Annotated in this window: 19 protein-coding genes; 9 read left to right on the plus strand and 10 right to left on the minus strand. The window is 65.5% G+C overall.

Annotated features, from left to right (window positions below):
• Window positions 1-175: 175 nt before the first annotated feature.
• From V7Z98_RS15690 to V7Z98_RS15705, 4 genes are all read right to left on the minus strand, one after another.
• Entirely contained in the window at window positions 176-967 is a 792-nt protein-coding gene (locus V7Z98_RS15690; protein WP_293264629.1) for an SDR family NAD(P)-dependent oxidoreductase, read from the minus strand.
• 160 nt (window positions 968-1127) lie between these two features.
• A complete protein-coding gene (locus V7Z98_RS15695) occupies window positions 1128-1670 on the minus strand; it encodes a hypothetical protein (RefSeq protein WP_334159010.1) in 543 nt (180 codons plus the stop codon).
• Window positions 1671-1714: 44 nt separating this feature from the next.
• Window positions 1715-2089, minus strand: a complete 375-nt coding sequence (locus V7Z98_RS15700) for a hypothetical protein (protein WP_293264633.1) — start codon at window positions 2087-2089, stop codon at window positions 1715-1717.
• A gap of 81 nt (window positions 2090-2170) precedes the next feature.
• A complete protein-coding gene (locus V7Z98_RS15705) occupies window positions 2171-2764 on the minus strand; it encodes a Spy/CpxP family protein refolding chaperone (protein ID WP_334159011.1) in 594 nt (197 codons plus the stop codon).
• Window positions 2765-3297: 533 nt separating this feature from the next.
• On the opposite strand from V7Z98_RS15705, the gene V7Z98_RS15710 reads away from it, so the two are divergent.
• The 8 genes from V7Z98_RS15710 (at window position 3298) to V7Z98_RS15745 (ending at window position 18479) form a co-directional block, all read left to right on the plus strand.
• Window positions 3298-6477, plus strand: a complete 3180-nt coding sequence (locus V7Z98_RS15710) for an efflux RND transporter permease subunit (protein ID WP_293264637.1) — start codon at window positions 3298-3300, stop codon at window positions 6475-6477.
• 8 nt (window positions 6478-6485) lie between these two features.
• Window positions 6486-7658 (plus strand): efflux RND transporter periplasmic adaptor subunit, encoded by a 1173-nt coding sequence (locus tag V7Z98_RS15715; RefSeq protein WP_334159012.1) that lies wholly within the window; start codon window positions 6486-6488, stop codon window positions 7656-7658.
• A 5-nt stretch (window positions 7659-7663) separates the two neighbouring features.
• On the plus strand, window positions 7664-9103 hold the full coding sequence (locus V7Z98_RS15720; protein WP_334159013.1) for an efflux transporter outer membrane subunit: 1440 nt from the start codon (window positions 7664-7666) through the stop codon (window positions 9101-9103).
• A gap of 361 nt (window positions 9104-9464) precedes the next feature.
• The gene (locus tag V7Z98_RS15725) at window positions 9465-11138 is read left to right on the plus strand and encodes an eCIS core domain-containing protein (RefSeq protein WP_334159014.1); all 1674 of its coding nucleotides are present in this window, start codon (window positions 9465-9467) and stop codon (window positions 11136-11138) included.
• 53 nt (window positions 11139-11191) lie between these two features.
• A complete protein-coding gene (locus V7Z98_RS15730; RefSeq protein WP_334159015.1) occupies window positions 11192-12880 on the plus strand; it encodes an eCIS core domain-containing protein in 1689 nt (562 codons plus the stop codon).
• A gap of 740 nt (window positions 12881-13620) precedes the next feature.
• The gene (gene mutS, locus V7Z98_RS15735) at window positions 13621-16251 is read left to right on the plus strand and encodes a DNA mismatch repair protein MutS (RefSeq protein ID WP_442951854.1); all 2631 of its coding nucleotides are present in this window, start codon (window positions 13621-13623) and stop codon (window positions 16249-16251) included.
• Window positions 16252-16283: 32 nt separating this feature from the next.
• Complete coding sequence (locus V7Z98_RS15740; RefSeq protein WP_334159018.1) at window positions 16284-17207, plus strand: hypothetical protein; 924 nt, start codon at window positions 16284-16286, stop codon at window positions 17205-17207.
• Window positions 17208-17279: 72 nt separating this feature from the next.
• Window positions 17280-18479, plus strand: coding sequence for an ABC transporter substrate-binding protein (locus V7Z98_RS15745; protein WP_334159019.1), 1200 nt, complete (start codon window positions 17280-17282; stop codon window positions 18477-18479).
• Window positions 18480-18644: 165 nt separating this feature from the next.
• Here V7Z98_RS15745 and V7Z98_RS15750 read toward each other — a convergent pair whose 3' ends face one another.
• The gene (locus tag V7Z98_RS15750; RefSeq protein ID WP_293264647.1) at window positions 18645-19166 is read right to left on the minus strand and encodes an FKBP-type peptidyl-prolyl cis-trans isomerase; all 522 of its coding nucleotides are present in this window, start codon (window positions 19164-19166) and stop codon (window positions 18645-18647) included.
• Between the two features lie 252 nt (window positions 19167-19418).
• Between V7Z98_RS15750 and V7Z98_RS15755 the strand changes: the two genes are divergently transcribed.
• Complete coding sequence (locus V7Z98_RS15755) at window positions 19419-20153, plus strand: SIMPL domain-containing protein (RefSeq protein ID WP_334159021.1); 735 nt, start codon at window positions 19419-19421, stop codon at window positions 20151-20153.
• Between the two features lie 36 nt (window positions 20154-20189).
• Here V7Z98_RS15755 and ftsB read toward each other — a convergent pair whose 3' ends face one another.
• From ftsB to V7Z98_RS15780, 5 genes are all read right to left on the minus strand, one after another.
• Window positions 20190-20567 (minus strand): cell division protein FtsB, encoded by a 378-nt coding sequence (gene ftsB, locus V7Z98_RS15760; protein WP_334159023.1) that lies wholly within the window; start codon window positions 20565-20567, stop codon window positions 20190-20192.
• Window positions 20568-20666: 99 nt separating this feature from the next.
• Window positions 20667-21950, minus strand: coding sequence for a phosphopyruvate hydratase (gene eno, locus V7Z98_RS15765; protein WP_334159024.1), 1284 nt, complete (start codon window positions 21948-21950; stop codon window positions 20667-20669).
• A gap of 46 nt (window positions 21951-21996) precedes the next feature.
• Window positions 21997-22287 (minus strand): DUF1330 domain-containing protein, encoded by a 291-nt coding sequence (locus tag V7Z98_RS15770; RefSeq protein WP_293264655.1) that lies wholly within the window; start codon window positions 22285-22287, stop codon window positions 21997-21999.
• Between the two features lies 1 nt (window position 22288).
• The gene (kdsA, locus tag V7Z98_RS15775; RefSeq protein WP_293264657.1) at window positions 22289-23140 is read right to left on the minus strand and encodes a 3-deoxy-8-phosphooctulonate synthase; all 852 of its coding nucleotides are present in this window, start codon (window positions 23138-23140) and stop codon (window positions 22289-22291) included.
• Between the two features lie 30 nt (window positions 23141-23170).
• On the minus strand, window positions 23171-24808 hold the full coding sequence (locus V7Z98_RS15780) for a CTP synthase (protein WP_293264659.1): 1638 nt from the start codon (window positions 24806-24808) through the stop codon (window positions 23171-23173).
• Window positions 24809-24899: the final 91 nt, after the last annotated feature.

Below are 24899 nucleotides of genomic sequence, written 5' to 3' on the forward strand. Positions count from 1 at the left end.
CGGGCGAGAAAAAGCGCCGAGCTGCTGCCAAGCGCCGGGGCTCATGGGGGTCCACTACGGGGGCCATCCGCCTTCCATCCTCTCCTTTTGACCGCTTCCGCGTGCCACCGGAGATGGCAGCGCCGCCGGAAGCGGGCCGGCCATGGTAGCGGAAAGCGGCCCGGCCGGCGGGACGTCAGAGGGAATCCACCACGCCACCATCCACCCGCAGGACCGCGCCGGTGGTGGCCGAGGCCTGGGGCGAACAGACATAGACCACCATGTTGGCCACCTCGTCGGTGGTCGCCGCACGGCCAATGATCGAACTGGGACGGTGCGCACGGACGAAATCCCGGGCCACCTCCTCGACACTCCTTCCCTGCTCGGCGGCACGGGGTTCGAGCATGGCGCGCAATCCCTCGGACAAGGTCGGCCCAGGCAGGACCGCATTGACGGTGACCCCGCTCCCCCCGACCCGTTTGGCCAGCCCCCGGGCCACGGCCAGTTGGGCGGTCTTGGAAAAGCCGTAGTGGATCATGTCGGCGGGAATGCTGAAGGCCGACTCCGACGAGATGAACACCACCCGCCCCCAACCCCGGGCCTGCATGGCCGGCAGGTAGGCCCGGGACAACCGTACCCCGGACATCACGTTGGTATCGAAGTAGCGCTGCCACTCTGCATCGTTGGTGACGAAGAAATCCTGCATCCCGTAGATACCGGCATTGTTCACCAGGATGTCCGCCCGGCCTTCGGCTGCCACCAGGGCGGCACAGCCGGCGGCACTGGATACGTCGGCGGCCACGCCGCGCAGGTGCGCCCCCGGCACCCGGGCGGCGATGACCGCCAAGGCCCGTTCCACCCGGTCCTGGTAGCGGCTGTTGACGATCACCGTGGCCCCGGCCCGGGCCAACCCTTCGGCGATGGACAGGCCGATCCCGGCGGTGGATGCGGTGACCAGGGCGGTTTTGGCGGAAAGGTCGATATGCACGGTTCAGCCTCCGGATAAGCCCGTAGCACGCCACTCGCGCCGCGCAAGCTGATGGATGCGCCACCGGAGGCGGCGGGATGCTGTGGGGCCGCTCGCCACTGCAAGCGGCTCCCAATGGAGGCGTCATAACCGGGCACTCGGCCCGGTCAGGTCGCCTGGATCAATAGCCCGGTGCGCTCGGAGGAGGCGGGGGCGGCGATCCCGGCGGCGGAGGCGGGTAGTAACCGCCGGAGCTGGGCGGCGGCGCCATATGCCGGCTGCGCACCTGGGAAGTGGCCACGGGGATCTGGTTGCCCTTGGCGTACATGCACTGGACGTAGGCGTTGTCGTAGTTGCGCTGGGTCGCATTGGCGGAGGTCTGGGCGGCACCGGTGCCGGCGGCGCTCCCCACCAGCAGGCCGGCACCGGCACCGACACCGGCACCGCTGTGCCCACCGATCAGGGCGCCGGCAGCCGCGCCGACGGCAGTGCCGATGGCGGCGCTGCCGACCCCGGACTCGATGCTGGACTGGTTGGCGCTGCTGCCGCCGATCTGGTACTGGGCGTACTGGCGGCAGTCCATGTCGTCGGCGCGGAACTGGTCGAAGCTCTTGCCGCCGCCGGGCAGGGCCATCACGCTGGGCCCGGTCGGCGCCGAGGCGCAACCGGCCAGGAGCAGCACGGAGGGCACCGCGACGGCCAGTAGGGATGCACGTAGTTTCATGTCGCTAACTCCCTGGAAAAAAGTGGATCACGAGCCGCAACCCGCTATTGCGCGGGAGGCTGGGGCGTCACGCGTTGCCAGCCGCCCGGGCAATCCTTGACGTAGGGGTAGTAACCCTTGGCTGCGGCGCAGTAGTACCAGTAGTTGCCAGCGGCCCCCGGGTCCGCCGGCGCGGCCGCGGGCTGCTCCACATATACCGGGGGCGCAGCGGGGGTCACCACCACCGGCGGGTAATAGGGCGGGTAGTAATAGGCCGGCGGGTAGTACCAGGGCCCCCAGGGGCCCCAACCCGGGCCGATCCCCACACCGATGCCGATGCGTACGCGGCCGTGGGCCGCCTGGGCATCGCCGATGCCGACCGTCCCGAGCAGGCCCAGGGCGAGCAGGACGGCCAGTGATTTGATTGCCAGTTGTTTCATGATCGTCATCCTGAGAGATGTTCCCGCCGGAATTCCGCCGCACCGTGCGGTGGAAGATGGGGCGGTCAACGATTCGCGTCCTCAGTTCTTCGGCTTGGCCGGTGCGGCCTTCGGCGCTCCCTTGGCCGGCGCGGACGGAGCCATGTCGCCGTCGCGGCGCTCGTTGCCTTGCCAATGCCCCCGCCAGTGGTGATGCCAGCCGTGGAACTGGGAATGGAGGCGCACCAGTCGGTCGAGCACCTTGCGCTGGTCGTCGTTGAGCGTTGCCTGGAGCCTGGACGTGGCATCGGCCAGGGCGGACAGGCGCTGGGCGAATGCGCTGGCGTGCTCCGCATGGAGGCGCATCATGGCAGCGGCGTCCAGGTTAGCCGGCAAAGGCTTTTGCTCGCCGCCGGCACTCACCAGATCCAGGGTGGCGGCGGCGTAGGCTTCCCAAGCGCTTTCCTGGGAAGCCTTGATTTCAAGCATGGATGCCTCCCGATCCAGATGCTTCTTGACCCACTGGGTCCGTTCTTCCGGCGTGATCTGGCGATAGTGGCCGGGGAACCCGCCGCCGGCGTAAGCATGTCCCGGAGCGGGGCTATGCTCGTCGGCGAACGAAAGCCCGGGAGCGGCCAGAAGAGCGGTCAGGGCGATGGCGACGATGGCGGTGCGGGCGGGGTGGAACATTTTCATTTCGACACTCCTTGTGGTGGTGGTTCTGGTTTTCTTGATTGCATTGTAGAAATCAAGTTTTTCCCAACCATATCCAAGATGTAACACTTGGTTTCCCCCCACGTATCGAAAATGAAACGCCGCTAAAACCCGGAAGCGATCTGTTACCAAACGTAAAAAAATCGGCCACAGCCCCGGCAACGACGAAAATCGCGCAATAAACATAAGAAACAGGAATAACCGGCAAGGCTCGCCTGGCTTATCCTTGGCGGCGCAAAACAATGGCCGATGCCTTGGCGCGGCAGGATATGGCGGCATGGTTCCACGGCGTACCCTGCGCAGCTGCTTTTCCGGCAGGACATAGCCGCCGCCCCCTGCCACCAGCCCTCTCTTGACGGCGATGGAGGCTCGTGGGGAAGCGGGCTAGAATCGCCCTCTTTCGCGCCCCCTCTTGAACCGTATCCGTGTCGATGGCCCCCAGCAGATCGCCTGTGCCCCGCCCCCGCAGGCCCGGCGTCCACTGTCCGGCCCGCGCAGGAAAGTGACCTTTCCCAATGTGGATTGTTGAAACGGCCCTGCGCCGACCCTATACCTTCATCGTGATGGCGATCATCATCCTGCTCGCCACGCCCCTCGCCATCTTCCGCACCCCGGTAGACGTGCTGCCGGAAATCGACATCCCGGTCATCAGCGTCATCTGGAACTACAACGGCCTGTCGCCCCAGCAGATGGCCGACCGGCTCACCCAGATCCACGAGCGGACCCTGACCACCACGGTCAACGACATCGAGCACATCGAGTCCCAGTCGCTCAACGGCATCGCCATCATCAAGATCTACTTCCAGCCCAACGTGAACATCCAGACCGCCATCGCCCAGACGGTGTCGGTCTCCCAGTCGGTGGTGCGGCAGATGCCGCCGGGCACCACCCCGCCCCTGGTCATCAAGTACACCGCCTCCAGCGTGCCGGTGATCCAGGTGGGGCTGTCGAGCAAGGAACTGTCGGAGCAGGACGTCTTCGACGTGGCGGTCAACACCCTGCGTCCCCAGCTGGTGACCATCCCGGGCATCGCCATCACCTATCCCTACGGAGGCAAGATCCGCCTGGTGTCGGTGGACCTGGACATGCAGGCGATCCACGCCAAGGGGCTGACCTCGGCGGACGTGGTCAACGCCATCAACAGCCAGAACCTGGCGCTGCCGGCGGGCACCGCCAAGATCGGCGACACCGAATACAACGTGGGGCTGAACGCCTCTCCCGACACCATCGCCGGGCTGAACGACATCCCGGTGCGCACCGTGAACGGCGCCACCACCTTCCTGCGCGAGGTAGCCCACGTGCGCGACGGCTTCTCACCCCAGACCAACATCGTTCGCCAGAACGGCCAGCGCGGCTTGCTGCTGTCGGCCTACAAGAACGGTGGCGCCTCGACCCTGGACGTGGTGAACAACCTCAAGGACAAGCTGCCGTCGGTGCTGCCGCTCCTGCCCAAGAGCGTGGACGTGGCGCTGCTCGCCGACCAGTCGGTGTTCGTCAAGACGGCGGTGGCCGGGGTCACCCACGAGGCCCTGATCGCCGCGGCCCTGACGGCGGTGATGCTGCTGCTCTTCCTCGGCAACCTGCGCACCACCTCGATCATCGCCATCTCGATCCCCCTGTCGATCTTTTCCTCCCTCGTGCTGCTGCACATGATCGGCGAGACCATCAACGTCATGACCTTGGGAGGCCTGGCCCTGGCGGTGGGCATCCTGGTGGACGACGCCACGGTGACCATCGAGAACATCGAGCGCCACCTGCACATGGGCTCGGACCTGCACACGGCGATTCTCGAAGGGGCGGGCGAGATTGCCATTCCGGCCTTCGTCTCGACCCTGTGCATCTGCATCGTGTTCGTGCCGATGTTCTTCCTCGAAGGGGTGGCCCGCTACCTGTTCGTGCCCATGGCCGAGGCGGTGGTGTTCGCCATGCTCGCCTCCTACGTGCTATCGCGCACCCTGGTGCCGACCCTGGCCCTGCTGCTGATGGGTCACCAGAGCCGCGCCGGCCTCGTCACCCTGTGGGTCCATCGGCTGCACGCGGGCTTCAACCGGCACTTCGAGCGCCTGCGCAACGGCTACATCCTGCTGCTGTCGCACCTGCTCACCCACCGCCGCCGCTTCATCGCCGGCTTCCTCGGTTTCTGCCTGCTCTCCTGCGGGCTGTTCACGATGCTCGGACGCGACCTCTTCCCCACGGTGGACACGGGCCAGATCAAGCTGCACATGCGCGCGCCCACCGGCACCCGCATCGAGAACACCGCCCTGCTCGCCGAGCAGGTGGACAACGCCCTCCGCGAGATCATCCCGGCCGGGGACCTGGCCTCGATCATCGACAACATCGGCCTGCCCTACAGCGGCATCAACCTCTCCTACAGCAACTCGGGCACCATCGGCACCCTGGACGCGGACATCCTGATCTCGCTCAACCCGGGCCACCGGCCGAGCCAGGAGTACATCGAGAAAATCTCTGCCGACTTCGCCAAGCGCTTCCCCGGCGTCGAGTTCTTCTTCCAGCCGGCGGACATCATCACCCAGATCCTCAACTTCGGTACCCCGGCGGCCATCGACGTGCAGGTCTTCGGCAACGACTACGCCGGCAACAACGCCTTCGCCGGCAAGCTGACGGAACGCATCAAGGCCATCGGCGGCACCGCCGACGTGCACATCCACCAGCGCCTCGACGCACCCACCATCGCGTTGGAGATGGACCGGCCACGCCTCCAGTCCATGGGCATCAACCCCATCGACGTGGCCCAGAACATCCTGCTGCCCCTGTCGGGCAGCCAGCAGACCCAGCCGGCCTTCTGGCTCAACCCGAAGAACCACATCGTCTACACCATGCAGTCCCAGGCGCCCCAGTACCGGATCGACGATCTGGACGACCTGCTGCACCTGCCGGTGAACCCGCCGGGCGCCAAGGACAAGCCGCCCCAGACCCTTGCCAACCTGGTCAAGGTGTCGCCGGCCCGGGAGCCGGCCATCGTCACCCGCTACAACCTGCTGCCTTCCATCGACATCTACGCCAACGTGCGCGGCCGCGACCTGGGCTCGGTAGCCAAGGAAATCCAGAAGGTCATCGACGACGCCAGCGCCGACCTGCCCCGGGGCAGCAAGGTCGTTCTGCGCGGCCAAGTGCAGACCATGCAGTCCTCCTACATCGGCCTGGGCGTCGGCATCCTCGGCGCCATCGTGCTGGTCTACCTGCTGATCGTGGTCAACTTCCAGTCCTGGCTCGACCCCTTCATCATCATTTCCGCCCTGCCCGCCGCCCTGGCCGGCATCGCCTGGATGCTGGTGGTCACCGGCACCGACCTGAGCGTGCCGGCCCTCACCGGGGCGATCATGACCATGGGGGTGGCCACCGCCAACAGCATCCTGGTGGTCTCCTTCGCCCGACAACGCCTGGGCGAGGGCCTGCCGCCCCTGTCCGCGGCCCTGGAGGCCGGCGCCACCCGACTGCGTCCGGTGCTGATGACGGCCCTGGCCATGATCATCGGCATGATCCCGATGGCCATCGGCATCGGCGACGGCTCCGAACAGAACGCCCCCCTGGGCCGCGCCGTGATCGGCGGCCTGCTCTTCGCGACGGTGTCCACCCTGCTGTTCGTGCCCGTCGTCTTCGCCACCTTCCACCGGCGGCTTGCCGCCCGCAACGCACCGGACGCCGGCGGCGACGCCGCCCCGGCCTCCGCCTAGGACCTGCCATGACGAGCCAGCGCCATTCCCACCAGGGCCTTCCCGACTTTCACCTGCACAAAGCCCCCGGCAGCCGCGGCCGTGGCCGCGTGGTCCGCTTCGCCCGGCTGGCCGCCGTGGCCATCGTCGTCCTGCTCCTGCTTGGCCTGGGCCGGACCCTGTTCGTGCGCTGGGCCAACGCCCAGGCCCTCGCCGCCCGGGCGGCGGAAAGCGCCGTACTGCAAGTACGGACGGTGCAGCCCAAGAGCGGCGGCCACGCCGCCCGCCTGCGGCTACCCGGCACCCTCCAGGGCATTTACGAGGCCCAGGTCTATGCCCGGGCCAACGGCTACGTGCAGCAGTGGTTCAAGGACATCGGCCAGCCGGTGAAGAAGGGCGAGCTGCTGGCGCTCCTGGAAATCCCCGAGGTGAACAAGCAGGTGGACGAGGCCCGGGCCAACTTCAACCTGGCCCGCACCGCCTTCGAGCGTTGGAGCAAGCTGCGCGAACGGGATGCCGTCTCCCAGCAGGAATACGACGAGAAGGCCGCCGCTTACCAGCAGACCCTGGCCGTGTTGAAGCGCCTGGAAGAGCAACAGGGCTTCGGCAGGGTGGTGGCGCCCTTCGACGGCATCGTCACCCGCCGCAACGTGGACAACGGCGCCCTGGTCAACGCCGGCAACGGCGGCGCCGGCCAGGCCCTGTTCGCCACCGCCCAGATCGACACCCTGCGCCTCTACGTTTATGTGCCCCAGGACCGGGCGAGCCGGATCAAGGTCGGCGACAGCGTGGACATCCTGCGCCCCGAGGCCCCGGGTGAACCGATCAAGGGGCGCATCGCGCGCAGCGCCGGCGCCATCGACCCCGCCAGCCGCACCTTGCAGATCGAAGTCCAGGTGCCCAACGCCGACCGCCGCCTGCTGCCCGGGGCCTACGTGGACGTGGCCCTGGCCCTGCAAGCCGACGGCGGCCTGACCCTGCCCACCACCACCTTGCTGTTCGGCGCCGCCGGCACCCGGGTGGCGGTGGTCCGCCCCGACGGCACAGTGCATCTGCAAGCGGTGGCCCTGGGCACCGACTACGGCAAGGAAGTGGAGATCAAGTCCGGTGTCGGCCCCGACGACAAGGTGATCGTGAACCCACCGGATTCGATCGCCGAGGGCCAGAAGGTGGCCCTGGCTACCGACAAGAAGGACAGCTGACCGCCATGGGCCGCCCCGCCGTTCCCTTCCGCCTCGCCTCCACCGCCTGCCTGGCGCTGGTCTGCGCCGCCTGCGCCTCCATCGGCCCGGACTACGCCCGTCCGGCGGTGGACCTGCCCGCCGCCTGGAAAGCCGATCCCGGCTGGCAGCCCGCCCGCCCCGCCGACGCCGCGCCCAAGGCGGCCTGGTGGCAGGTGTTCGGCGATCCCCAGCTCGACGAACTGGAAGCCCGCTGCCTGGAGGGCAACCCCAGCCTCCAGGCGGCCCTCGCCCGCCTCGACCAGGCCCAGGCCCAGAGCCGGGCCCACGCCGCCGCCCTGTACCCCGCCGTGGCGCTCAACGCCGGTGCCTCGCGCAGTCGCATCTCGGCCAACCGGCCCCTGACCAACTACAACAGCCCCAACAGCTCCACGATCCAGAACGATCTCAAGCCCAACCTCACGGTCAGCTACGAGCTGGACTGGCTGGGCCGGGTGCGGCGCGACGTGGAAAGCGCCCGGGCCAGCGCCGAGCAGGCCGCCTCCGACCGGGAGAACGTGCGCCTGGTGCTCACCGCCCAGGTCGCCTCGGCCTACTTCCAGTTGCGCCAACTGGATGAGGAAATCCGCGCCGTCGCCACGTCGGCGGACCTTCAGGACAAGGTGCTGGAGCTGATCCGCATCCGCCGCCAGTTGGGCGCCGCCGGCGAAGGCGACGTGGCGGTGCAGACCGCCCTGGCCGAATCGAGCAAGGCCCAGCTGGAGCTGTTGAAGAACCAGCGCAAGCTGGCCGAGGACCAGCTCGCCACCCTCACCGGCACCCCGGCCCCCGCCTTCGCCCTGGCCCCGGGCAACCTGCCCGCCCTGGCCCCGGCGGTGCCCGCCGGCCTGCCCGCCAGCCTGCTCGAACGCCGCCCCGACATCGCCTCGGCGGAACGGGCCATGGCCGCCGCCAACGCCCAGATCGGCGTGGCCAAGGCCGCCTTCTTCCCCTCCCTCACCCTGGCGCCGGCCCTGGCCGGCTTCGAATCGAACAGCCTGCCCACCCTGCTGACCACCCCGTCCCTGGTCTGGTCCCTCGGCGTACAGGCCGTCCAGCCCCTCTTCGACGGTGGACGCATCCGCGCCGGCGTCGATTTCGCCCAGGCCGGCTACGCCGCCACGGTCGCCAACTACCGTCAGGCGGTGCTAGTGGCCGTCCAGGAAGCCCAAGACGCCCTGGGCACCCTCACCGGCCTGGAGAACGCCCGCCAACGCCAGGACGAGGCGGTGCGCCAGCAGAACAAGGCCTACGAGATCACCCTGGTGCGCTACAAGGAAGGCCTGGACAACGCCCTGACCCTGGCCACGGTGCAACAGAACCAGCTGGCGGCCCAGCGCACCCAGTCCCAGATCCGCGGCGGCCAGTTCGTCTCCACCGTCAGCCTGCTCAAGGCCCTGGGCGGCGGCTGGCAGGCGGCCGACTGAGCCACCCCGCACCTCGCGCTGTCTTGATCGGCGGAGGCAACCGCCTTAGCACCGGCTGGCCGTCAGACACGCTGGCGGCACCCCGTCCCTGGCCGCAGCGCACCGAAGCGGCTTTAGGTGGCTTGAGTGGGTGAAAACTCACGGGGTGGGACGCTGTTCTTCCTGACATAAGTGCTTGGCTACAGGCACCGGCTTGCACCTCCTGGCGCTACTCGGCATCATCGCCTATGCCATATGAGAGCACTGGTAGAAAAGCAGCGGCCCGTCGGATCGCTCGTCGGCGACAACCCGTGCCCACACCATCCGATGCGCCAAGGGCGTCCGCAAGCGGAGCCCTTCCCATTTTCAGGAAGAGTGCACCATGTACAGCCAAGCCGAAAAAGGCCGGATTGCCCAGGCCCGATCCACCGCTTCGCACCCCGCCAACACCTCCTGGCAGTTTGCTGGCCGTCGCCTGGCAGCGGAGGGACCAGACCTGCTCCAGGGCCAGGCGCTAAACGGTCCCCAGGCGGATAGTCTGCGGACGCTCCAGGCCAAGGCTGATGCCAGCCCAGGCGTGACCAAGGCGATCCAGTTGGCCGCCCTCGCCTCTTCCACAGCCGCCCTGCGCCAGGCAGAAGATCAAGAAGAACCCGTTCAGGGCCGTTTTTCTGCCCTGCAACGGCAATCCAACGAAGAAGAAGAGCCGCTGCAAGGCAAGTTCGCCACGATTCAGCGGAGCAGCGACGAGGAGGAGGAACCGCTCCAGGGGCGCTTCGCTCCCGTTCAACGGCAGCAGGCAGATGAGGATGAAGTGCAGATGAAGGCGGCCGATTCCTCCGCATCATCAATCCAACGGCACTCCGACGCTACGGCTACCAAGAACGAAACCGGCCTGCCCGACAACTTGAAGGCCGGAATCGAATCCCTCTCAGGCTTTTCCATGGATTCGGTACGGGTGCACTACAACTCATCCCAACCCGCCCAGCTCAATGCCCTGGCCTACGCCCAAGGCACCGATATCCACGTGGCCCCAGGCCAGGAACGGCATCTCCCCCATGAAGCCTGGCACGTGGTGCAGCAGGCCCAGGGGCGGGTCAAACCAACAACGCGAATGAAGGGGGGAGTGCCGGTCAACGACGATCAGGGGTTGGAACGGGAAGCGGATGCGATGGGAGCAAAAGCAGCCCAAATGAAGTGCAGTCCGGATACGGTTTATAACCCACCAAACTCAACGGTAAAAGAACAACCACTCCAAAATAGCAAGCAAGGTACAACCCAAAGAAAAATATACATAGAGAATTTCGAAAAGAAAACAATCCCAGGAAGGGAAAACCCAGCCCTCCCTCAAGCTGCAAGCAGATACAACGTCTCTGAAAAACGCATAACCGACACTTTAATTCGATGGGCATCAAAGAATAAAAAATATGTTTTCCCATCATGGGCGTACGCTTTTGACGAAGCGGCTCGTGGAAAAATTAAAGCAGCAAAAGGAAATACTGAAAAAATAGAAAAACTATCCCAAGAGCGCGGGGACGAGCTAGAGCAAATCGCAGACACAGAATACAAGGAGAGATTAAAAGAAGAAAGAAAAAAGCTAGCCACAGAAACGGCAATCATCGAATGGGAAAGCAGAAGTAAGGAAAGAAGCCTAGTCAACGACCTAAAAAAATACGCGAGAAAAAATACGGACCGCATAGCAGCAGTAATGGTCGACCCTGATTCTTTAGAAATACATAGCAAAGGCCACAGCGGCGAATTGGCAAGCGGCTACAAAAGCAGCAACAACAAAGTTGTTTCTGTTGGCAGCGGGCATCCTGAACTAGCAACAAAACTAACCAATGCAATGCCAACCGCGGAGGAATGGATGCCCTGGCATTGTGGAGAAGCAGCCGCAGCGCACAATGCCTTATCCAATGGGCAGGGATTATCCGGGAAAAAATTCCTAGCCGGGGAAAGAGGTGGGGCACACACACGAAAATGTGCATGCGGAAATTGCTCAAGATGGGCAACAGAGCTCCCCAAGCTTAAGCTTGGGGGGGAACTCGAATATTGACCGAAATCCAAGCCACAAAGCTCTAGCCATAAAACAATCATTTAAAATCAATAATGAATATCTATACAAAAAAACCAAACACAGAAAAAAAACCTATAGAAGCCCCGTGTTTTCATGGCAACCCAAAACAGTTTGTTCAGTACTGCCCACAAACACAAAACCAAGCGAAGCTCCAATTACCAACCCAAAACAAGGACCAGGTGGACAGGCAGCAAGCCCTTCAGGCCAAGGCTGATGCTAGCCCAGGTGTAGCAAAAGCGATCCAATTGGCATCTCTCGCTGCCGCCCACACCACACAGCGTCAGCAGGGGAACGAAGATGAACTGCAGATGCAAGCCGCCATTTCCTCCCAGGCTCCTGCTCAACGGTACTCCGGTGCTGCGGCAACCAAGAATGAAACGGGCCTGCCGGATAGCCTGAAGGCCGGAATCGAATCCCTCTCAGGGCTTTCCATGGATTCGGTACGGGTGCACTACAACTCCTCCCAGCCCGCCCAACTCAATGCCCTGGCCTACGCCCAAGGCACCGACATCCACGTGGCCCCGGGCCAGGAGCGGCATTTGCCCCATGAAGCCTGGCACGTGGTGCAGCAAGCCCAAGGACGGGTCAAGCCGACGAAGCAAATGAAAGGGGGAGTGCCGGTCAATGACAACCTGGGATTGGAGCAAGAAGCGGATGTGATGGGTGCACAAGCGCTGTCCTGTACGGTGCCATCTCCTCGCACCGAGATCAGGCAGCGCATGAACCGTACTACAGCTATTGTTCAAGGGAAATTCCAGGGCCCGCGGCTACTCGATAGTACCAACACCGTCGACATTGAATATCCTGGCCATAACTTCTCCAATGCTGAAAGCCCGAAAGCAAGCACTGGCTGCGGGACGGAAAACGAGATCATTACCGCCGGTGAGCATAAAAACGATGGCGATTCAAATCCTGGATCGCCAAAAGATATGGATAGGTATCGAGACAATTTTAGTAGGACAGGCGGCCTCGTTAAAGACAAGTCCCTCACTCAAGCTTCCACACGGCTTCACTTGATAAATCATCGTTTCGAAGACTCCAGTAATACACAAGGAGTGGCGTCTAATATATTTCTTGGAACCCAAAAAGCAAACAATCCAAAGCATCTTCATCAAGTAGAGAATGTGGTACTTAGGGCGCTTGGCCTTGCATCGCAAAAAAACACTATTTACGAAACCGAAATAGAAAAATCAATTCTCGCCCCTGACAAAGACAACAGCAACAATCTAATAACATACTGGCAAGGCAACAAACCTCATGCCGACGCCGTTCCCGATAGTTCGCTCGACGAAGTTTTCATAGCGAAAGAAAATGGCGACGCAGCAAGTGATGGTATTCAAAAACTACAACCACCACCTGCCGATGATTCAAAAGCAAAGAGAAAGAAACGTGACCAAAAGGATGGATGGGTTCTACGCAGCAAACCTACATACAAGCAGCATCTTTGGATTAGCTACTCGGTCAAGGTTGAATATAGTGGAGCACCGAGCCATATCAACGACAACATTCAACACGAGCGGACACAAAACCGTACACTGACGAACACGATCGCCGATCAAACCAAGGAAAATAAAATCGATGATTTTTCCAACACCGCATGGAAAGATCAAGCATTGGCATCAAGATTTGTCAGCACTGTTATTTATTATTTCGCATCTTACAATCCAACCAAAAAATATCTTTATACGCAAGAGTCGCATCCAATTGATGCGGATGCATGAAGGCAATCCTTCTGAAAAAATCAGCATTATCTGAATTGCTTTTAGTAAAGCCTTCCTATACACATTCCGTGCCCCGACACTTCCGCTCCCTTCGTTACCACACCCGTCGGTAGCATCCCCACAGGGCCATGCGGGGACAACACCCACGCAACCAGATCTCCCCTACTAGCAGCGCAGCGATTTGCATCTAGGCGCCAGTGGCGCGCGCCTCGGGTAAACTCCCGTGCTTGCCCTTGGGGTGCCCTCCGCCCCGACAGCCCCGCACAGGACCAGTCGCGTGCCGATCAATCACCTTCATCGTCCCAAGGGACGCCAGCGTACGGACAATACCCACCGGTGCCTGGAACGTTTCCTGACTTTCGTCGCCGGCGTAGCCGACATGGGGGGCTTTCCGGTAACTGGGCCAGGTACCCTCCGCATGCCAGTCGTTGGCTCGTCGCATAGCGACAGCCTGGCCGGCGGCGATATTGCCCGGGCCTTGGGTGCTATCCGTCTTCCAGCCGGCGGGCTGCTTGGCGCCCCGGTTGGCGTCACCCCAATCGCTCTACGGACGGCTTTGTTCGTGCTTTTGGCCGATGGGCGACGGGTGCGAGGCGCGCTAAGCTTGCCACCACTTAAAATGGCTCCGCCCGCCTCTCCTTCCAGATTCCTCTTTTTGCCCTGATGGCACCGACGTTTTGAAATTGAATAAAAAAGCCGAGCAACCCGCCGTGGCCACGACGCCAGCCCATACCCCAATGATGGTGCAATACCTGGGCTTGAAGGCCCAGCACCCGGGCACCCTGCTGTTCTACCGCATGGGCGACTTCTACGAGCTGTTCTTCGAGGATGCCGAGAAGGCCGCCCGACTGCTCGACATCACCCTCACCACCCGGGGCCAGTCGGCGGGGATGCCGATCAAGATGGCCGGGGTGCCACACCACGCCGTCGAGCAATACCTGGCCAAGCTGGTCAAGCTGGGCGAATCGGTGGTGATCTGCGAGCAGGTCGGCGACCCGGCCACCAGCAAGGGGCCGGTGGAACGGGCCGTGTCGCGCATCGTCACCCCGGGCACCATCACCGACGCGGCTCTGCTCGACGAGAAGCGCGACCTGCTGCTGCTCGCCTGGCTGCCCGGTGCCGGCGCCAAGGGCGCCCACGGCCTGGCCTGGCTCAACCTGGCGAGCGGCGAGTTGCGCGTCTCCGACGTGGCGCCGGAACGCATCGCCACCGTGCTGGAGCGCATCCGCCCGGCCGAGGTGCTGGTGCCGGACAGCGCCCAGCTCGGCACCCTGGCCCTGGCGGTGGACGTGCCCCTGACCCGCCGCCCCGACTGGCACTTCGACCTGGACGCGGCCAAGCGCCTGCTCACCGCCCACTTCGCCACCCAGGACCTGAGCGGTTTCGGCGCCGAGGGGGTGAAGCCCGCCCTGGCAGCCGCCGGCGCCCTGCTGCAATACGCCCAGGCCACCCAGGCCCGGGCCCTGCCCCACGTGCGCGGCCTCACCGTGGAGCGGGAATCCGCCTACCTGGGCCTGGACCCGGCCACCCGGCGCAACCTGGAACTGACCGAGACCCTGCGCGGCGAGCCCTCCCCCACCCTGTTCTCCCTGCTCGACACCTGTGTCAGCGCCATGGGCTCGCGCCGGCTGCGCCACGCCCTGCACCACCCGCTGCGCGACCGCGCCCTGCCGGTGGCCCGCCACCAGGCCATCGCCGAGCTGCTGGACGAGAACCTGCGACTGGCCCGCCAGGTGCGCGAGCGCCTGAAGGGCGTCGCCGACGTGGAGCGCATCACCGGCCGGGTGGCCCTGCGCAACGCCCGGCCCCGGGATCTCTCCAGCCTGCGCGACACTCTGCACCGGCTGCCGGAATTGCAGGCCGTGCTCGGCGCCGCCGGCCCGGTGGCCCCCCATCTGGGCGAATTGCTCGCCGGCCTGGACGCCCCGCAAGGCGTGACCGACCTGCTCGCCCGGGCGATCCTGCCCGAGCCGGCGGCCCTGATCCGCGACGGCGGGGTGATCGCCCCGGGCTTCGACCCGGAACTGGACGAGCTGAAGGCTATCCACGACAACTGCGGCGCCTTCCTCATCGAGCTGGAGGCCCGGGAGCGGGAACGCACCGGCATCCCTAGCCTCAAGGTCGAGTACAACCGGGTGCATGGCTTCTACATCGAGGTCACCCACGCCCACACCGCCAAGATCCCCGACGACTACCGGCGCCGCCAGACCCTGAAGAACGCCGAGCGCTACATCACCCCGGAGCTTAAGGCCTTCGAGGACAAGGCCCTGTCCGCCCAGGATCGGGCCCTGGCCCGGGAAAAATGGCTCTACGAGCAGGTGCTCGACGCCCTGCAACCGGCGGTGCCCGGCCTGCAAGCCCTGGCCCGCTCCCTGGCCGAGCTGGACCTGCTGGCGGCCCTGGCCGACACCGCCGCCAACCGCAACTGGTGTGCCCCGGAATTTGCCGACACCCCGGGGCTGCTGATCGATTCCGGCCGCCACCCGGTGGTGGAAGGCGAGCTTTCGGCCAAGGGCGAGGCCTTCATCGCCAACGACGTGGACCTGTCGCCGGAACGCCGCCTGCTGCTGGTCACCGGCCCGAACATGGGCGGTAAATCGACCTACATGCGCCAGACGGCTCTGATCGCCCTGCTCGCCCACGTGGGCAGCTTTGTGCCGGCCAAGCGCGCCGTGCTCGGGCCGCTCGATGCCATCTTCACCCGCATCGGCGCCGCCGACGACCTGGCCTCGGGCCGCTCCACCTTCATGGTGGAAATGACCGAGGCCGCCGCCATCCTGCACCAGGCCGGCGAGCACAGCCTGGTGCTGATGGACGAGGTGGGGCGTGGCACCTCCACCTTCGACGGCATGGCCATCGCCATCGCCATCCTGCGCCACCTGGTGGAAAAGAACCGCAGCCTGACCCTGTTCGCCACCCACTATTTCGAACTGACCCGGCTCTCCCACGAATACCCGATGCTGGCCAACGTGCACGTCTCGGCGGTGGAGCACGGCGAGAAGATCGTCTTCCTCCACGCAGTGGAGGACGGCCCGGCCAGCCAGAGCTACGGCATCCACGTCGCTGCCCTGGCCGGCATGCCCACGGGGGTGCTCAAGTCGGCCCGGCGCGAGCTGCGGGAGCTGGAAGCCCGCACCACTCTGGACCCGCTCCAGCCGGACCTGTTCGCCGCCCCCGCCCCGAACTCCGCGCCAGACGCGGAGTTCGACGATGTACCTTGGGAAGCTAATAGGGACGCGGGGTTTGCCATATCCCCGGAAGATGTCCAGGCCAAGGCCGTGGCCAATCGCCTGGCCGGCATCGACCCGGACGCCCTGACCCCCCGGGAAGCCCTGGCTGCCCTTTACGAACTGAAAGCCCTGGCCCAATGACCGTCCGGGCGCTCCGCACACGGACCGCCCCCATGGGCGCAAGACTCCTCGCCGCCCTGGCAGTGGCGCTGGCGTGCACCTCCGCCGCCGCCCAGGAGCGCTACACCTTTGCCCTGATCGGCGACGTGCCCTATTCGGCCCACGAGCGGGCCGAGCTGCCCCGGATGCTCGCCGCCATCGGCGCCGAAAACGTGGCCTTTGCGGTCCACGACGGCGACATCAAGGGCGGCCGGGAATCCTGCGCCGACACCCTGCTGCGCGAGCGCCACGCCCTGCTCGACGCCTCGCCGGCACCCCTTTTCTACACCCCCGGCGACAACGAGTGGACCGATTGCGACCGCCTGGCCGCCGGCCATTTCCGGCCCGAGGAACGGCTCGGCTTCCTGCGCCGGCTGTTCTTCGCCGACGGCCAGTCCCTGGGCAAAAAGCGCCTGCCCTACGAGCAGCAGGCCGAGCTGCGCGAAAACGCCCGCTGGACCCTGGGGCCGGTGCGCTTCGTCACGGTCAACGTCACCGGCAGCGAGAACAACTACGGCCCCGGCCCCCTGCCCAACCCCGAGTTCGTCCGGCGCAACGCCGCCAACCTGGCCTGGCTGGAGGAATCCTTCGCCCTGGCCAGCAACGAAAAATCCCGGGGCGTGGTGGTGGTGATGCAGGCCAACCCGGGCTGGAAGCATTACGAAGGCGGCCTCGCTCACCAGGGCTACCGGGAATTCCTCGACCTGCTCAAGACCCAGGTGCTGGCCTTCGACGGCCCGGTAGTGGTGGTGCACGGCGACACCCACTGGCACCGCATCGACCACCCGCTGCGGGACCCGGTGACCCGCCAGCCCCTGCTGCGCTTCACCCGGGTGGAAACCTACGGCTATCCGATCATGGGCTGGGTCAAGGGCATCATCGATCCGGCCAGCCCGGAGCTGTTCCGCTTCGAGAGCCGCCCCTGGCCGCCCCGCTGAGGCATCCTGGGCTGCCGGCGGTAACGGTTCTGCAATAGAATTCGGAATAAATATAATTTTTCAGGGGATACCATGCACCGCATCTTCCTCCGCCCGCTCGGCGAACCTGCCAAACGCTCCCTGCGCCTCCTGCGCCGCCTTCCCCTGCTGGCCCTGGGCCTCGGTTTTGCCGCCCAGGCCGCGCCGCCTGCCGCCCCATCGGGCGGCGGGGAACTGGTGATCGCCCAGTCTGCCCCCTTCTCCGGCCCCCTGGCCCCCACCGGCAAGGGCCTGCGCGCCGGTGCCCAGATCTACTTCGACGCGGTCAACGCCGCCGGCGGCGTCCACGGCGCCAAGCTGCGCCTGGTGTCCCGGGACGACGGCTACAAGGCTCCGGAAACCGTGCGGATGGTGCGCGAACTGGCCAAGGAGGCCCAGCCCGTGGCCTTCTTCGGCGTGGTCGGCACCGGCAACGGCGAAGCCCTGATCAAGGAGAAGGTGCTGGCCGAGCTGGGCATACCCCTGGTCACGGTACGCTCCGGCGGCCAGGCCCTGGTCAAGCCGCCCTACCCCTGGCTGTTCGTCACCCGGGCCACCTACGCCGACGAGGTGAAGAAGGTGGTGGACCAGTTCGTGCCCATCGGCTTCAAGCGCATCGCCGTGTTCTACCAGGACGACCCCTTCGGCCAGGACGGCCTGGCCGCTGCCGAGTCCTACCTGAAGGCGGCCGGTGCCACCCTGGTGGCCAAGGGCGGCTACGAGAAGAACACCACCAAGGTGGAAACGGCGGTCAAGGCCATCGCCGCCGCCGATCCCCAGGCGGTGATCATGGTGTCCAACACCGCCGCCTCGGCCGAGTTCATGAAGCAGCTGCGCGCCGCCGGCAACATGGCCCAGCTGGTGGCCCTGTCGGTCACCGACGGCCCCCAGGTGGCCAAGCTGATCGGCAACGGCACCGCCCGGGGCCTGTCGGTGGTCCAGGTAGTGCCCGACCCCCTGGCCCGCACCACGCCCCTGGCCCGGGAACTGGCGGAGGCCTTCCATCGTTTCCCGCCCAAGGACATCGAACTCAACCACACCGTGGCCGAGGGCTACGTCGGCGCCAAGGTGCTGGTGGAAGCCCTCAAGCGGGCCGGCCCGAACCCGACGCCCAAGAAGGTGCGCGACGCCCTGGAAACCATCCGCGACTTCGACCTGGGGGGGCTGGTCCTGAGCTTCTCCCCCAACAACCACGCCGGTTCCCGCTACGTGGACATCACCATTCTCAACCAGGACGGCCGGCTACTGCGCTGATCGCCACGCCCGCCCCCGCCGCTATCCAGGCCGCCCCGCTCCGGGCGGCCTTTTTCATATCGATTCCCCAGCGCACCCAGGCCCTGCATAAACGCAAACGCCACCGCAGCGCGGTGGCGTTCGGACGGCACCCCGCCGCTGGGCGGGGCGCTGGCGGGCCGCAAGTCAGTGGCTGGTGCCAATGCTCAGGGTCAGATCGTCCTCGTCGTCATCGTCTTCATGGACGTGGCCGTGGGCGATCTCTTCCTCGCTTGCGGGGCGCACTTCCATGACCGTGCCGGTGAACACCAGGGCGGTGCCGGCCAGGGGGTGGTTGCCGTCGAGCACCACCTTGTCGTCGGCGATGTCGGTGACCCGGTAGAGGATGAAATCGTCCTCGTCGGACTCTTCGGGCGCGCCCTCGAACTGCATGCCGATTTCCAGTTCCTTGGGGAAGCGGTTGCGCGGCTCGATCTGGACCAGCTCCGGGTCGTACTCGCCGAATGCTTCCTCGGGCTGGAGCTTGACCTTGATGGTTTCGCCCACGTTCTTGCCCTGGAGGACTTCCTCGATCTTGTCGAAGATGTCGCCGTAGCCGCCGTGCAGGTACACCATGGGCTTTTCGCCCGGGTCCACCACGTTGCCGTCCGGGTCGGTCACGCTGTAGTCCAGGGTGACGACGGTGTTCTTGAGAATGGTCTGGGTCATGCAAAACTCCGGAAGGCTGCCGGGCGGCGGGCTGGGGCGGGTACATCCCGTCCCGCCCCGCTTTGGCAATGTGAAAGGGGCAATGGAGGGATTCTAGCGGAGCCCCCCAAGCGCCGCCACCGCTCCCGTTGCAATCTGGTTACCCGCCACGCCCGATCCATTTACCGTCCGTCACACCCGGCGCACATTCCGGCCACAGACGAAAACGGCGCCCGTGCCTAGAATAGCCATTCATTTGTCACAGGAGATGCCATGAGTCCTGACCGCACGTTCCCCCTCGTTCCCGCCACTCCTCGCCGCCACGGCGCCCGCGTCCTGCTGCCCCTGATCGTCGCCGGCACCGCCCTCCTCGGCGCCACGGCGGCCCAGGCGGACACCACCGTGGAGCTCTCCGCCGAAGCCAGCCGCACCGCCCCCAATGACCTGGCCCGGGCCAGCGTGTTCACCGAAGCCAGCGGCGCCACCCCGGGCGAGCCGGGCAAGCAGGTCAATGCCAAGCTGGCCGAGGCGCTGCGCCTGGCCAAGAGCTACGGCGCCGTGCAGGTGCAGAGCGGCGGCACCCAGACCTACCCGACCTATGGCAAGAACGGCAAGGTCGAAGGCTGGCGCGTGCGTTCCGAGCTACAGCTGGAATCCGCCGACCCCGCCGCCATGTCCGAATTGCTCGGCAAGCTGCAAGGCGCCAACCTGGGCCTGGGCGCCCTGTCCTTCGTGCCCTCCCCGTCCACCCGGGCCAAGGCCGAAGATGCGGCCACCGAGGAGGCCATCGCCGCCTTCAAGGAACGGGCCAAGCGCATCTCGGCCACCCTGGGCCAGCCCTACAAGATCAAGCAGTTGTCGGTGAGCAGCCACAACCGCATGCCCGGCCCCATGTTCCGCATGGCTGCGCCGATGGCGGCCGACGTGGCCTCGGCGCCGATGCCGGTGGAAGCCGGCCAGAGCCAGGTGACGGTGACCGTGTCGGGCCAGATCGAACTGGACAAGTAGCCTGCCAGACGGGCACCGCCCATAAAAAAAGCCGGACTAGCGTCCGGCTTTTTTTATGGCGGCCTTGGCGGGGGATGCCGGCGGCAAGGGCTTGGCCGGCGGAGCCTCAGCGGGTTTGGCCGCTGCCGGGGAGTCGTCGTCGGCCTGCTCCGGCACCTGGACGAAGGTTTCGTCGTTGCGGATCATGCCCAGCTCGAAGCGGGCCCGCTCCTCTATGGCGTCGAAGCCCTGCTTGAGGTCGCGCACTTCTGCATCCAGGCCGGCGTTGCGGGATTGCAACAGCGTATTGGCCTCGCGCTGCTGTTCCAGCTGCCGGTCCACCTCCCATACCCGCAGCCAGCCGCCCTTGCCCAGCCACAAGGGGTACTGGAGCAAGGCCAGGACGGCCAGGAGGGCGACGGATAGCCAGCGCATGGGGTGTGGAGCGTGGGAGGCTGTGGTGGGAGGCGGCGGATCAAAAAAGAGCGCGAGGGCTTAATGTCCTCGCGCTCCCTTCGTCATGCCGGCAACCGCTTACTTGAGGTTGTAGAAGGTCTCGCGGCCCGGGTAGGTCGCGGTGTCGCCCAGGTCTTCCTCAATCCGCAGCAGCTGGTTGTACTTGGCGATGCGGTCGGAGCGGGACAGGGAACCGGTCTTGATCTGGCCGGCGTTGAGACCCACGGCGATGTCGGCGATGGTGCTGTCTTCGGTCTCACCGGAACGGTGGGAGATGACGGCGGTGTAGCCGGCGCGCTTGGCCATCTCGATGGCGGCGAAGGTCTCGGTCAGGGTGCCGATCTGGTTGATCTTGATCAGGATCGAGTTGGCGACGCCCTTCTCGATGCCTTCCTTGAGGATCTTGGTGTTGGTGACGAACAGGTCGTCGCCGACGATCTGCACCTTCTGGCCCAGGCGGTCGGTCAGCAGCTTCCAGCCTTCCCAGTCGCCTTCGGCCATGCCGTCCTCGATGGAAACGATGGGGAACTGGTCGGCCAGGTTGGCCAGGTAGTCCACGAACTGGGCGGAGGTCAGTTGCAAGCCCTCACCGGAGAGGTGGTACTTGCCGTCCTTGTAGAACTCGGAGGCGGCGCAGTCCAGGGCGATCAGCACGTCCTGGCCCGGAGTGTAGCCGGCGTTCTCGATGGCCTGCATGCACAGCTGGATGGCCTCGGCGTGGCTGCCCAGGTTGGGGGCGAAACCGCCCTCGTCGCCCACAGCGGTGGGGAAGCCCTTCTTGTCGAGCAGCTTCTTCAGGGCGTGGAAGATTTCGGCGCCGCAACGCAGGGCCTCGCGGAAGCTGGAAGCGCCCACGGGCATGATCATGAATTCCTGGATGTCCAGGCTGTTGTTGGCGTGGGCGCCGCCGTTGATGATGTTCATCATCGGCACCGGCATCTGCATCGGGCCCATGCCGCCGAAGTAGCGGTACAGGGGCAGGCCGGATTCCTCGGCGGCGGCCTTGGCCACGGCCATGGACACGGCGAGCATGGCGTTGGCGCCCAGGCGGGACTTGTTCTCGGTGCCGTCCAGGTCGATCAGGGTCTTGTCGATGAAAGCCTGTTCCTGAGCGTCCAGGCCGATGATGGCCTCGGAGATCTCGGTGTTCACGTTCTCGACGGCGCGCAGCACGCCCTTGCCGAGGTAGCGGCCGGCTTCGCCGTCGCGCAGCTCGATGGCCTCGCGGGAGCCGGTGGAAGCGCCGGACGGCACAGCGGCACGGCCCATCACGCCGGATTCGAGCAGCACATCGGCTTCAACGGTGGGGTTGCCGCGGGAATCGAGAATCTCGCGGGCGACGACATCAACAACAGCGCTCATTGCACTCCCTTTCTTAAGATAAAAACGGCAGCGGCGGCACCGGGCGTCAGACCCCGGCCACCACCAGCATGTTCATGTCGGCGGCCGTGGCGCGGGCGTCGCGTGCCGCCCGGTATTCGGGGGAATCGTAGAACTTCTTGGCCTGCTCCACGGAGGGGAACTCCACCAGCACCAGGCGCTGGGGCGGCGTCCACTGACCTTCGAGCACGTCCACCGCGCCGCCGCGCACCAGGTAGCGGCCGCCGTACTGGGCGATGGCCACCTGGGCCAGGCGCTTGTAGGTCTCGTAGGCCCCCGGGTCGGTAACCTTGGCTTCGGCCATCAGGTAAGCGGCCATCTCAGGCTCCTTGCAGCAGGGCGGTTTCGTCGAAGGGGCCGGACTTCACCAGGCGGTCGATGGCCGCCAGGGTGGTGAGCAGGGACTCGGCCCGGTCCAGGGGCCAGGCGTTGGGGCCGTCGGAGAAGGCCTTTTCCGGGCACGGGTGGGTTTCCATGAACACCCCGGCCACGCCGGTGGCCACCGCCGCCCGGGCCAGCACCGGCACGAACTCGCGCTGGCCGCCGGAGCTGGTGCCCTGACCGCCGGGAAGCTGCACGCTGTGGGTGGCGTCGAACACCACCGGACAACCGGTGTCGCGCATGATCGCCAGGCTGCGCATGTCCGACACCAGATTGTTGTAGCCGAAGGAAGCGCCGCGCTCGCAGACCATGATGGTGTCCGCGCCGCCGTTGGCTTCCTTGGCCTTGAGCACTACCTGCTTCATGTCCGCCGGGGCCAGGAACTGGCCCTTCTTGATGTTCACCGGCTTGCCGGAAGCGGCCACGGCGTGGATGAAGTCGGTCTGGCGGCAGAGGAAGGCCGGGGTCTGGAGCACATCCACCACGGCGGCCACCTCGGACACCTCGTCCTCGGTGTGCACGTCGGTGAGGATGGGCACGCCGACCTGGCGGCGCACCTCGTCGAGCATCTTCAGGCCGGCCTGCAGCCCGGGCCCCCGGGGGGACTTGCCGGAGCTGCGGTTGGCCTTGTCGTAGGAGGCCTTGAAGATGTAGGGGATGCCGAGACGATCGCACACTGCCTTCATGGTGCCGGCCACCTCGACGCAGAGGTCGAGGGATTCGGCCGTGCACGGTCCGGCGATGACGAACAGGGGCTTGTCCAGGCCGACTTCGACGCCGCAGAGCTTCATGGGCTGCCTCCGGAAACGGCGGGCCGGGCTTTACTTGCCCGCCTTGCGCTGGGCCATGGCGGCCTGCACGTAAGCGGAGAAGAGCGGATGGCCCTGGCGGGGGTTGGAGGTGAACTCGGGGTGGAACTGGCAGCCGACGAACCAGGGGTGCTGATCGTCGGGGAGTTCCACCATCTCGCACAGGTCGGTGCCCGGCGCCCGGCCGGAAACCACCAGGCCCTTGGCTTCGAGTTCGGCCAGGAGGGTGTTGTTCACCTCGTAGCGGTGGCGGTGGCGCTCAGTGATGTCGGCCTTGCCGTAGATCTTGCGCGCCAGGGAGCCGTCCTTGAGGTGGCAGGCCTGACCGCCCAGGCGCATGGTGCCGCCCAGGTCGGAGTCCTCGCTGCGCTTTTCCATCTTGCCCGAGCGGTCCTGCCATTCGGTGATCAGGCCGATCACCGGGAAGGGGGAAGACTTGTCGAACTCGGTGGAGTGGGCGCCGGCCATGCCGGCCACGTCGCGGGCGAATTCGACCACGGCGAGCTGCATGCCCAGGCAGATGCCCAGGTAGGGAATCTTGTTCTCGCGGGCGTAGCGGATCGCCGCGATCTTGCCCTCGGTGCCGCGCTTGCCGAAGCCGCCGGGGACCAGGATCGCATCCATGCCTTTGAGCGCGCCACAGCCGCTCTTCTCGATGTCCTCGGAATCCAGGTAGTGGATGTTGACCTTGGCCCGGTTGTGAATGCCGGCGTGCTTCAAGGCCTCGATGAGGGACTTGTAGGACTCGGTCAGATCCACGTACTTGCCGACAAAGGCGATGTCCACCTCGTGGTCGGGATGCTCCATGGCTTCCACCAGGCGGTCCCACACGGACAGATCGGCGGCCTTGGCCAGGATGCCCAGCTTGTGGCAGACGATTTCGTCCAGCATCTGGTCGTGCAGCATGGCCGGAATCTTGTAGATCGAATCGGCGTCGAGCACCTCGATCACGCCTTCCTGCTGCACGTTGCAGAACAGGGCGATCTTGCGCTTTTCGTCCTCGGGAATCTTGCGATCGGCGCGGCACAGCAGCACGTCGGGCTGGATGCCGATCTCGCGCAGCTCCTTGACCGAGTGCTGGGTCGGCTTGGTCTTCAGCTCGCCCGCCGTGGGAATGTACGGCAGCAAGGTGAGGTGCAGGAAACAGGTGTTGGTGCGGCCTTCCTCGATGCCCATCTGGCGGATGGCTTCGAGGAACGGCAGGGATTCGATGTCGCCCACGGTGCCGCCCACTTCGACGATGGCCACTTCGGCCCCCTCGGCGCCACGCTTGATGTGGGCCTTGATCTCGTCGGTGATGTGGGGAATGACCTGCACCGTCTTGCCCAGGTACTCGCCGCGGCGCTCTTTCTTGAGCACGGACTCGTAAATCTGGCCGGTGGTGAAGTTGTTGCGCTTGCCCATCTTGGCGCTGGTGAAGCGCTCGTAATGGCCAAGATCCAGGTCGGTTTCGGCGCCATCCTCGGTCACGAACACCTCTCCGTGCTGGAAGGGGCTCATGGTGCCGGGATCGACGTTGATGTAGGGATCGAGCTTGAGATGGGTGACGGTGATGCCTCGGGATTCGAGGATCGCCCCCAGCGAGGCGGCAGCGATGCCTTTGCCCAGGGAGGACACGACACCGCCGGTAACGAAGACGTACTTGGTCATGGGAGAACGTGCTGCGGGAAAAAGGAATGATAGCCGAAAAGGCCCCTTCCCCTCAATTTTCCCGTACTTTCCCGCGCCGGGAGCGGCCCGG

Source organism: Oryzomicrobium sp. (assembly GCF_036820405.1).
GTDB lineage: Bacteria > Pseudomonadota > Gammaproteobacteria > Burkholderiales > Rhodocyclaceae > Oryzomicrobium.